The organism is Flindersiella endophytica (assembly GCF_054779015.1).
Window position 1 is genome coordinate 101,215 of record NZ_BAAGYY010000005.1, and the last position, 8,918, is coordinate 110,132.

At 68.8% G+C, this 8,918-nt stretch carries 10 protein-coding genes; 5 read left to right on the forward strand and 5 right to left on the reverse strand.

The annotated features are described in order from the left end of the window. Positions 1-90 precede the first annotated feature (90 nt). Both ACYVF6_RS03535 and ACYVF6_RS03540 read left to right on the forward strand, forming a co-directional pair. The gene (locus tag ACYVF6_RS03535) at positions 91-477 is read left to right on the forward strand and encodes a cupredoxin domain-containing protein (protein WP_460515649.1); all 387 of its coding nucleotides are present in this window, start codon (positions 91-93) and stop codon (positions 475-477) included. Then, entirely contained in the window at positions 474-1,811 is a 1,338-nt protein-coding gene (locus ACYVF6_RS03540; RefSeq protein ID WP_460515651.1) for a hypothetical protein, read from the forward strand. Before ACYVF6_RS03535 ends, ACYVF6_RS03540 begins: the two co-directional genes overlap by 4 nt. Here ACYVF6_RS03540 and ACYVF6_RS03545 read toward each other — a convergent pair. The 4 genes from ACYVF6_RS03545 to ACYVF6_RS03560 form a co-directional block, all read right to left on the reverse strand. Then, on the reverse strand, positions 1,789-2,925 hold the full coding sequence (locus ACYVF6_RS03545; RefSeq protein ID WP_460515653.1) for a hypothetical protein: 1,137 nt from the start codon (positions 2,923-2,925) through the stop codon (positions 1,789-1,791). The genes ACYVF6_RS03540 and ACYVF6_RS03545 overlap by 23 nt on opposite strands. Before the next feature lie 86 nt (positions 2,926-3,011). Then, a complete protein-coding gene (locus tag ACYVF6_RS03550; RefSeq protein WP_460515655.1) occupies positions 3,012-3,740 on the reverse strand; it encodes a hypothetical protein in 729 nt (242 codons plus the stop codon). Positions 3,741-3,994: 254 nt separating this feature from the next. Further along, on the reverse strand, positions 3,995-5,299 hold the full coding sequence (locus ACYVF6_RS03555) for an AAA family ATPase (RefSeq protein ID WP_460515657.1): 1,305 nt from the start codon (positions 5,297-5,299) through the stop codon (positions 3,995-3,997). A 4-nt stretch (positions 5,300-5,303) separates the two neighbouring features. Next, positions 5,304-5,915 (reverse strand): hypothetical protein, encoded by a 612-nt coding sequence (locus ACYVF6_RS03560; protein WP_460515659.1) that lies wholly within the window; start codon positions 5,913-5,915, stop codon positions 5,304-5,306. Positions 5,916-6,307: 392 nt separating this feature from the next. Between ACYVF6_RS03560 and ACYVF6_RS03565 the strand changes: the two genes are divergently transcribed. Continuing rightward, entirely contained in the window at positions 6,308-6,541 is a 234-nt protein-coding gene (locus ACYVF6_RS03565) for a helix-turn-helix domain-containing protein (protein WP_460515661.1), read from the forward strand. A gap of 121 nt (positions 6,542-6,662) precedes the next feature. Here ACYVF6_RS03565 and ACYVF6_RS03570 read toward each other — a convergent pair whose 3' ends face one another. Then, a complete protein-coding gene (locus ACYVF6_RS03570) occupies positions 6,663-7,220 on the reverse strand; it encodes a hypothetical protein (RefSeq protein ID WP_460515663.1) in 558 nt (185 codons plus the stop codon). A gap of 220 nt (positions 7,221-7,440) precedes the next feature. Between ACYVF6_RS03570 and ACYVF6_RS03575 the strand changes: the two genes are divergently transcribed. Beyond that, on the forward strand, positions 7,441-8,322 hold the full coding sequence (locus ACYVF6_RS03575; RefSeq protein WP_460515665.1) for a LysM peptidoglycan-binding domain-containing protein: 882 nt from the start codon (positions 7,441-7,443) through the stop codon (positions 8,320-8,322). A 74-nt stretch (positions 8,323-8,396) separates the two neighbouring features. Continuing rightward, positions 8,397-8,918, forward strand: a 522-nt coding sequence (locus ACYVF6_RS03580; protein WP_460515667.1) for an Rv3235 family protein, incomplete at its 3' end; no start/stop codon positions are given.

Sequence of the window (8,918 nt, forward strand, 5' to 3'; positions counted from 1 at the left end):
TCACTCCAGATTCGTACGGGAACATTCATCCTGGCAGGTTCGTACTTTGCACACAGCTTCGTCTACACCAAAACGAGAGGTTTCTCAAAGATGCGCCGCGCCGCCCGGTTGCTCGTCCTCGCAGTACTGCCAGCGCTCCTTCTGACCGGACTCCTTTCCGGCTGCGGCGGTGACAACACACCCGACGGAACGAAGGCGAGCCCGAACGGGCAGGTCAAGGCCCTGACGGCGAAGATCGAGAAGGGCGCGGTGACACCGAACGCGGAGAAGCTCGAGGTCAAGGCGGGCACCACGATCAAGATCACGGTGACCGCCGACATGAAGGACGAGCTGCACGTGCACGGCTACGACAAGTCCGTCGAGCTGCAGCCGGGCAAGCCGGCCACCCTGGAGTTCGTGGCGGACACGACGGGTGAGTTCGAGATCGAGAGCCACGGGACGGACAAGCTCATCTACCAGCTCGTCGTGCAGCCGTGAGTGCTTCGCCCCTGATCCTCGCGCACGGCGTGGGCGGGCGCGGCGACCTGCCGGTGCCGTTCCCGCTGGCGCTGAACGCCGCTGTCGCCGCGCTGGTGCTGTCGTTCGTGATCCTCGGGTATGCCTGGAAGTCGCCGCGCTGGGAGACTGCCAGGGAGTCGGGGCGAATGCGGCCTGCCGGTTTCACGGCGTTCGTCGACTCTCGTGGCTTCCGGCTGGCGCTGCGGCTGCTGGGCTTGGGTTTGACGGCGTACGTCGGCGCCGCGGCGCTGTTCGGGCCGGACCTGCTGGTCAACCCGACGTTCGGGGTCGTGTACGTCTTGTTCTGGGTCGGGCTGGTGCCGGCTTCACTGTTGTTCGGGCCGGTGTGGCGGTTGCTGAACCCGCTGCGGACGGTGCATCGGGTGATCGCGTGGGCGTTGCGGCAGCCGCCGGAGAAGGGGCTGCTGCCGTTTCCTACGCGGCTGGGCTACTGGCCGGCGGTCGTGGGGCTGTTCGCGTTCGTCTGGCTCGAGCTGGTGGCGCCTGACAACGCGACGTTGCCGGTGATCCGGTTGTGGTTCGCGCTGTACGCCGTGATCCACCTGATGGCGGCGACGTTGTACGGGTCGCGGTGGTTCGACCGCGGGGACGCGTTCGAGGTGTACTCCGCCTTGTTCGGGCGGCTGTCCCCGCTGGCGCGGCGGGTGTCGGACCGGCGCCTGGTGCTGCGTAACCCGCTGGCGAACCTGTCCGTCGTGGGCGCAGCGCCGGGGCTGGTCGCCGTGATCTCGGTGATGCTCGGCTCGACGGGGTTCGACGGCTTCTCGCAGAGCCCGTGGTGGACGGGATACGTGCAGACGCAGGGCTTGCCGGCGCCGTTGGTGGGAACGGCGGTGCTGCTGGGCTTCGTCCTGTTCGTCGCCGTGACGTTCTGGGGCGCCTGCCGGCTGGCGGGGAGCCTCGGAGGCGTGGCTCCTGGGCCGTTGCCCGGCACGTTCGCTGCGTCGGTGGTGCCGATCGCTTTGGGCTACGTCGTGGCGCACTACTTCACGCTGTTCGTACTCGAGGGGCAGCGCACGCTGATCCTGCTGTCGGACCCACTGTCTTCGGGCGCGAACCTGCTCGGCCTGTCCGGCCACGGCGTCGCGACGTCGATCGCCGACAACGCCCCCCTGGTGGCGATCGTGAAAGTAACCGCGGTCGTGGTGGGTCATGTGCTCGGCGTCGTCGTGGCCCACGACAAGGCGGTGGCGGTGTTCCCGAGGCACACGGCGTTGCTGGCGCAGCTGCCCCTGCTGATCGTGATGATCGTCTACACCACGGGCGGGCTCACGTTGCTGTTCGCCACCTGAGCGCTTCCGCCTTCGTGTCGTACTGCTCGAAGACGACCGTGCTCGCGCGGAAGAAGAGCTCCGAGTCGGCGGCCAGCACCGTGAACGTCGGCTCGCCCTCGTGGAGATAGTGGATGACGCCCTCGAACACGTCCGCGGCTCGCGCGTCGAAGTCCTCGGCCTGCTTGACCTCCAGGTCCCGTACCCCCAGAAACCCCAGCACGACGAACGGCCGGCAGTTGGCCGGCGGCCTGGGTTGTTCGACCCGCTCGAGCACCACGAAGATCGAGCCCTCCGTCAGGCGCAGGACGACATCGCCGACGTTGTAGAAGTTGTGCAGGTCGACGAACCCGCCATCGTTCTCACACTCGATGTAGAGGTTGTTGGGGTCCGCCGCCCAGGGATCCAGCCCCCGGAACTCGACGGTTTCGTTGCCGGCGAGCTCGGTCTCGCGCTCGACCGCGCGCACCAGTTCCTCGTGAAGGCGCTCGTTGCCAGCACGCCGATCGGCCCACGCGACGCTGGTGTGCACGGTGAGCTTCGCGTCGCTCAACGAGCATCCGGTGAGCTCGCGCACCAGCTTGATGCAGTCGACAATCGACAGTCCCGCGCCCCGCATGAACGCGATCGCCACCTCACTGCCGGCATCGGCGCCAAAGTACGCCTGCACCGCCTCCCGGGCCTCCGCGTAGTTCATCAGGCGATGATATTCCAACAGAGCAAGGTGTTCCGACCGTTCGGCGGTCCGCAATTGCAGCCAGTTCGTCCAGTCGTCGACGTCCCAGCTTCCGTCGCTCGCGCGGACGGAGCCGGGGGCCTCCAGGATGGCAAGCTCGTGCGCTCGCCGCTCCACGAACGGCCGCCCCTCCGCGCGCACGGCCGCGGTCCACGCCGATCGTTCGCCCGGCGAGACCCGCTCCAGCACCCGCGCCACGACCGACGTCGCGACGCTTACGTCCGGCTCGGCGCTCACGCAGCTGCGCAGCTCGATCCAGGTCTGCCGCTGCTCGATCGCGTACTCGTAAAGCCCCCAGCGCTCGTGCTCGTCAGCGGAATCGGGGTCGGGCACCGCGCAGACCGCGGCCAGCCGCGGGACCCGTGCACGCAGCTCATCCGAGACAGGCAGACCGCCCATCAGGCCGGCTTCCGATCGCGGGCACCGGCCTGGGCTCGCTCGGCGGCCAGGGCGCGAATACGCGGGTGCCGACCATGCGCGGCGAGTTACTCCAACAGCACGACATCATCCGAGCGCTCGGCGAACCGCTCCTGCAGCCAATCCGACCAGGCCGCGGCGTCCGGCAGCTCGAACGTGCACCACGTAGCCAAGGTGCGTACGCGAAACACGTGCAGGTCGATCGTCGGCAACTGCTGCCGCACGCGCGCTCCGAGCTCCGGCTCGAACGCCGCCAATTCCTTCACCACCCACTCCCAGGTCCAGAGCACCTGGTACGGAAGGTCGAGTGCGTCGACGTGCTCCCGCAGCCTCAGTACGGCGTCGACCAGGCCCTCGGCCTTGGCCAGCCGGGCGCGCTCGTCACTCGACAACCCTGCCATGAACGCGGCACCGAACGCACCGGACGCCCGGCGCTCCAGGAACGGGCCCTGCTCGCCTGCGAGCTCGTCCAGGTACTCCTCGACGCATGCCCAGAGCACCTCGACCCCGTGCTCGTCCCAGCCCTGGTACGACAGCTCCGTGACCTCCTTGGGCCCGAGAGCGGGATGGGCGGCGATCATGACAAGTGCGGGCCAGGCGAGGTTCTCGCCGTAGCCGGTCTTGTTCCTGGCCAGCCAGAGCCTGAAACCGTCGAACACCCGACCCCCGGTCGCGACATCGAATCCCAGCAGGAACGAGATGACGTCGGAGTACGTGCGCAGGCCGAACATTCCCGGCCGGCGACGAACGGCCCGCAGGTCCTCCCGCTCGGCGTCTGTGGCTTCCCCGGCGCCCATCGGAACTCCTCCTGTACGTGCCGAAGCTGCTCCTCCAGGTCCCAGCCGGCCGGCTTCAGCTTCGGCTCGAACCACGGCGCGCCACGCGCCAGCCACCGCTCCCGATTCGTCCGTACGGCCGCCGGCAGCCGCAGCAGTCGCAGATGACGTACGTCGGCGACCGCACGTCCGGACCCCAGAGCTCGTCCTCCGACCTGAGCCCGCACACCCGGCAGCGATGAGAGTCCAACGAGACCCCCCAAAGGACCCAGGCGTCAGCGGCGCTTGCGGCGCTTCGACACCAGCGTGATGCCCATCAGCTGCGACGCGAACTGCCGCAGCGGCACCCGCGCGCTCGAGCTCGGCGCCACCTCCGCCAGCGTCCGCCCCTGCGCGAGCGCCGCGTCGAACGAGGCACGGTCGTAGGGCACGCACGTGACGTCGTTGATGCCGGCGTAGCGCATCAGCGCGTCCCGCACCTGGCTCTCGGCGTCGCCGCCGACCGGGCCCTTGCGTACGGCGTTGGCGACCACGCGGATCGTCCCGCCCGGAACGGCCTCGCGCAGCTCGTTGATGCCGCGCACCAGCCGCTGCAGCCCGATCGGGTCGGCCGTGCCCACGACGACGATCGTGTTCGCGAGCTCGAGTGTCTTCAGCGTCGCGCCGTTGCGCCGGGGAGCCGCGGTGTCGAACGAGATCTCCTCGTCCTGCTCCAGGCAGAAGCCCAGGTCGACAACCGTCGAGGCGGCCAGTTGCCGCGCCGTCTCCCAGACCTGCTCCAGCGCGGACGTACGCAGCTCGGGCCAGCGGTCGGCCCGCTGGATGCCGGTCAGCACCCGCAGCCGGGGCAGCACCTCGCGCGCGTGCCGGGCCAGCTGGGGCAGGTCGAGGTTGCCGTTGTTGGCCGAGCGGCAGGCCGCCGCCAGACCCGGTGCCTCGTCCAGGAGGCCCAGCGCCTGCGCCACCACGCCGCCGTAGACGTCGGCGTCGGCGAGCAGCGTCGGCACACCGAAGAGCGACAGCTCGGTCGCGATCGTGACGGCCACGGAGGTACGACCGGGTGCTCCGGTCGGCCCCCAGACCGCGATCAGCTGGCCGGTGCCGGTGGCCTGCTCGAACGGCTGCTGGTTGTCTTCGATCGGCGGCAGCTGCGGCATCTGCGCGACGACCGGGTTGGACATCACGAAGTCCTGCGCGGACAGGTCTGACGTCCGGCCGGTCAGCTCGATCGTGCGGGCGACGGCCTGCGCGAGCTGGTCGGTGGTGGCGTCGGCGGGCACAACCGTGCCGATGCCGAGGCGGTAGAGGCGTTCCTCGCCCTCCTGGTCGCCCGGGCTCACGACGCCGACGACGGCGACGCCGGCCGACAGCAGCCGGGCCACCGAGTCGCGGTCGAGCCGGCGCAGGTCGGCGGACAGCAGCACGGCCCGCGCCTGCCCGGAGGCGGCGGTGGCCAGCAGGTCGGGCAGGTCGACACACCGGCGTACGACATCGAGGCCCAGCGGGCTGTGCTCCAGCGCGGAGACCAGGTCGGACTCCCACTGCGCCCCGGTGACTGCGGTCAGTACGGGTACTGCCATGGCGTCAGTTCCCGCCCACTGTCTTGGGAGCCACGTGCTCGACGATCGAGATGTCGCAGACGATCGCGAGCAGGACCATCCGCGCGACGTCCGGGTGGTCTTCGAGGGAGAAGCGCACCGTTGCTGCGCCACCACCGCCGCCGCCGATGCCGCCGCTCTTGGGCAGCGACATCAGCTGAACGTCCTGTACGACCTCGATGGCCTTGGCGTTCGGATCGCGAGGCTTGAGCTCGTCCTCCTTGGGGACGGCCCAGATGTCGACCCTGTCGCCCTTGCCCGCGTCGAACGTGAGGCCCTGGCCGGCGACCGGTATGGCGAGGTCGATAAGGCTGTTGTCCGGCTCCTTGGTGAGCGACTTGGCCGGAACGAGCTCGCCCTTGGCAACCGTACGCACCGCTCGGACGCCCTTGGGGAACGGGCTGCGCGCGCTGAGGTAGAGCTTCGCGTCATCGTCGCTGGTGAAGCGGATCTTCGTCTGCGCCAGCATCTTCTGCGGATCGATGACGGTGTTCTCCGGGATGTCTTCCTTGGCCACCCAGACCTCGGTCGACTTGTCGGCGTTGGCGATGATGCGGGCGCCGAACGCCATCGAGGCGAGCACGAGCAAGATGCCCAAGAAGAGCTTGGGGTCAAGCCACCGTGGCCGCGCCTGCCGCGAGGCCTTGGGCGACGACAGTTCCGACAAGGTCTTCCCTCCGGTTCACGTCTGGCTCGGCGTAGCCCCCGAACGGCGCAGCCGGGTCCGACAAACAGTACGACACCAGCGGCAACGGTAGGCGCACCTGCCGAGTCGATTCTCCCCCGTCCGCTCAACGAGACGCACTCGGCCGGTCAGATGTTCCGGGACGTCGTTTGGTTGCACCCTGTCACCAAGTGTCCGTCGAGTAACCGGACCGAGTACTCCACCGACTCTTGGGGTACACCGACACGAGCCTGTGGACAACTGAAAGCAAGCACAAGCAAATGCGTGGCACACTAACGAAGCAACATCGTCCGGAAGGAGGGCGGATGCCCAGCACACCGAGGTTTCTCCAGCTGACCGACGTCGCTGAGATCCTCAACATCTCCGCTGCTCAGGCGTACGCACTCGTTCGCAGCGGGGAGCTTCCGGCGATCAAGATCGGTGGCCGCGGCCAGTGGCGGGTGGAGTCCACCGCCCTCGAGGCCTACATCGAGCGGATGTACTCCGCCACCAAGGACTTCATCGACGCCCATCCCTACGGCAAGGGCGAAGAGTTCTGATCTGAGGGGGACTCCGCTCGCGAAAAGCGCTCACCAGTCAGATCAGAACGTGCTCATTGGGGGGACGACCCCCAAACCCCCCGCGGCAGTCGTGGTGCGGCCTGCTCCCGGCCTCACGCCGTTAGGCCGAGCGCCTGATGTAGGCGATCCCTCCGAACGGCACGGTCCGGATGCCCCAGATCTCGCGGTTCCGGCGCATGTCGTGCGGCCCGTGCTCGGCCATCTCGAAGAAGTCGGTGCCCACCCGGTCGATCGTTCCGGTGACCATGCTGCCGTCGCGCATCTGGATCACGACGTAGGCGCGGTCCCTGGCCACGCCACGCAGGGCGTACGCCAGCGTCAGCTTCGCGGCGATCTTGCCCTCGCTGCCCGGCACTGCCGAGATCCCGCCGAGCCCCGTGATCCCGGTGATCGCGTCGAGCGGCACGAGGCACTCGTGCAGGCGATCGACGGCCATCAGCATCCAGTCGGCGCCCACGCCGGTGACCCGGCCGGCCAACTGGCCGCTGCCGAGGGTGAACACGGTGAGCGGGTGCCCGAACGCTGGGCGGATGCGGTCGACCAGCCGGAACTTGGCGACCTCCCGCCGGGTCCGGTCCGCGACCTCCGAGGCCATTTCGTTCGCCTCGAGCTCTTCCATCTGCGACTCGAGGTCGGCGAACAAACTCTCCCATCGCACCTGATCACGGTACCGACTGAACCATCCGTGGGCATGCTCCCGTACGACGAGTTGAGCATCAGATGAAGGACGATCCGCAGATATTGGCGGTCAGGTACAACCGAAGATGACGTTTCGGAGTCTAAAGAGATGAACCAGGGCCATCTCCGTTGACAACGGGGCTACCGATGGTCTATGAAAGCAAATGCAAGCAAACGCAAGGTTCGGAGGCGAATCGCAGATGAGGACCGTCCGGCGCATCCTGTCGCCGTTCGTGGTGCTCGCCGCGTTCTATTTCGGTGCCCGCCTGCTGCTCTGGGTGACGGCCGACAGCTGGGCGACCATCGACGATCTCCGCGCGGGCAACCCGACGTTCGACGACCTCCTCATGCTGCTCGTGTCGGTGCTGGCCTGGGCATGTTTCGCCTGGCTCGCGCTCGGCGCGCTGCTGACGTTCCTGAGCGCGCTGCCCGGCGCTGCCGGCGCCGTGTTCGGGGCGATGGCCGAGAAGGTGACGCCGGCCGCTTACCGCAAGGTCGCCAAGATCGCGCTCGGAATCACCGTCGTCGCCGGCCCGATGGTCGCGACGATGCCCGCGAACGCGGCGCCGGTCGACAGCCCGTCCCAGACCGCCGCGACGCAGATGCTGCCTTCGCTCGACCGGCCCGGCAGCACCCAGACCGTCTTCCCGGGGGCCGCGCAGCTGCCCAACCTCGACCGTCCCACTGGTTCGTGGACCGGCCAGGAAGCCGGCCAGCTCCCGATGCCCGACCGCCCGACGTCCAACCAGAACACCGGGCGCACGGTCGGACTGCCGCTCCCCGATCGTCCGATGACGCAGGTCGGCCAGACCGGCAACCAGCAGCAGGGGCAACAGCAGCAGGGTCAGCAGAACCAGCAGAACCGCCAGCAGCAGCGCCAGCAACAGGCCGGCCAGCACGTCGTCGTACGCGGCGACACGCTGTGGGACATCGCGGCGGCGAGCCTGCCCGACGGCGCCAGCAACGCCGACATCGCCCGTGAGACGCAGCGGTGGTACCAAGCCAACCGCCAGGTGATCGGTGAAAACCCGGACCTGATCCTGCCGGGTCAGATCCTGCAGGCGCCGGGCGCCAACAACTGAACCAGCTTTCGACCACCACTCAGGCGGCCCAGCCGCCACGTTTGGCACCAATTCGGGGAAAGACGAGGGATTCCATGCAGACCGCGACGATGGCCAGAGACGCAGAGCTCATCGCCGGTGCGCCGCGTCGGGTGCCGATGCCGACCACAGAGCCGACGCACGACGGCCGGGGGAAGCGCAAGCGGCCGGTGGGCGCGCAGGCGCAGCACAAGCCGATCACGCAGGGCTCGCTGGCGCTCGACCTGGTCGACGAGCCGGACGAGGAGCACTGGTTCACCTCCTGCCACCTCAGCCTGGTTGACGAGATCGACGACGATGACGACCAGTTCTTCGCTCCGCAGCGCACGCCGCGGATGCAGCTGCCGCACCCGAAGCCGTGGTGCGCCCGGTTCGTCCAGGCGCTGATCGAGGTCCTGGCCGGCGAGCGTCCGGCGGTGCAGCTGGCGCGCTGGACCACTGACGGCATCTTCACCGAGGTCAACCGGCGGGCGCGGGTGATCGCGCAGGCCCGCGGCCCGGTCCAGGCGATCGGCCACCCGCGGCAGCGGCAGCGCCGCGGCCCCGCCGGACGCGGTGGTCGCGCGCTGAGCCGCGCG